This window comes from Bradyrhizobium sp. MI1.10 (assembly GCF_055811035.1).
Genome location: NZ_JBVVPN010000138.1, coordinates 1 through 1,161, shown reverse-complemented (window position 1 = coordinate 1,161; position 1,161 = coordinate 1). Strand labels below are relative to the sequence as shown.

1 protein-coding gene is annotated in these 1,161 nt (G+C 60.1%); it reads left to right on the top strand.

From position 1 onward, the window contains the following. The first annotated feature begins 74 nt into the window (after nt 1-74). The gene (locus AC0L3K_RS40600) at nt 75-1,109 is read left to right on the top strand and encodes an IS110 family RNA-guided transposase (RefSeq protein WP_473368204.1); all 1,035 of its coding nucleotides are present in this window, start codon (nt 75-77) and stop codon (nt 1,107-1,109) included. Nucleotides 1,110-1,161: the final 52 nt, after the last annotated feature.

The window sequence follows — 1,161 nt, the reverse complement described above, 5'->3', positions numbered from 1 at the left end:
ATGGGGTGGACGCCCCGCCGACGGCATCGATGTGCCAAAGTGGAGGTGTTTAGCACCACTTAAGGGAGGCGTCCGTGATGCAGGTTAGCACAATCGGTCTGGATATCGCCAAGCATGTTTTCCACGCACATGGAGCGGACGGGAAAGGACAGGCTGTATTCAGCAAACGGATCAGCCGAGGAAAGCTCTTGGATTTCTTCGCAGCTCAGCCGAGTTGCACGGTAGCTTTAGAGGCATGTGGCGGAGCCCATCACTGGGCCCGGCAGCTTACGCAGCTTGGCCATCAGGTTCGGCTGATCCCGCCCGCCTATGTGAAGCCGTTTGTAAAGCGGCAAAAGAATGATGCAATCGATGCTGAGGCGATCTGCGAAGCTGCGCAGCGGCCGAACATGCGGTTCGTTGCCGTGAAGAGTGAAGAGCAGCAGGCTGCGGGTCTGGTGTTTCGAACCCGGGACCTGTTGGTGCGGCAGCGAACCCAGCTCATCAACGCGGTCCGAGGACACCTCACGGAATATGGTTGGATAGCGCCCAAGGGGCCATCGCATGTGGCGACGCTTGCCGACCTGATCGAGGAAGAAGCGATGGCCAGCTCCCTTCCCGATGCGGCCCGTCCCATGTTCCGAGTGATGCTAGACCTTCTCGCCGAGTTGAATGGCAAGATCGCGGATCTCGACAAGGAGATCACGCGACGCGCTCGCGAAGACGAGGTATCGCGCAGACTGATGACCATTCCTGGCGTCGGCCCGATCTCCGCCACCGCGATCGCCGCCCTAGCGCCGCCGATCGAGACTTTCACCAAGGGGCGCGACTTTGCCGCCTGGTTGGGTCTCACGCCTCTTCAAAAATCGACGGGTGGCAAACAGAGGCTTGGCGCGACGTCCAAGATGGGGGAGCGAACGCTCAGGCGCCTCCTCATCATCGGCAGCAGCGCCGTTGTGCAACAGGCGAGCAAACGCGGAGCGCCAAAGGGTTCCTGGCTCGAACAGATGTTGACCCGCAAACCTCGCATGCTGGTAACGGTCGCACTTGCGAACAAGATGGCCCGGATCGTCTGGGCATTACTTGTAAAGCGCGAAAACTACAGGGCTCCGGTCTCAGCCAAGGCTTGATCTTGGGGGGCCTGAGGTCGTCAGAGATGTAGTCGGTCGAAGGAGGGTATGG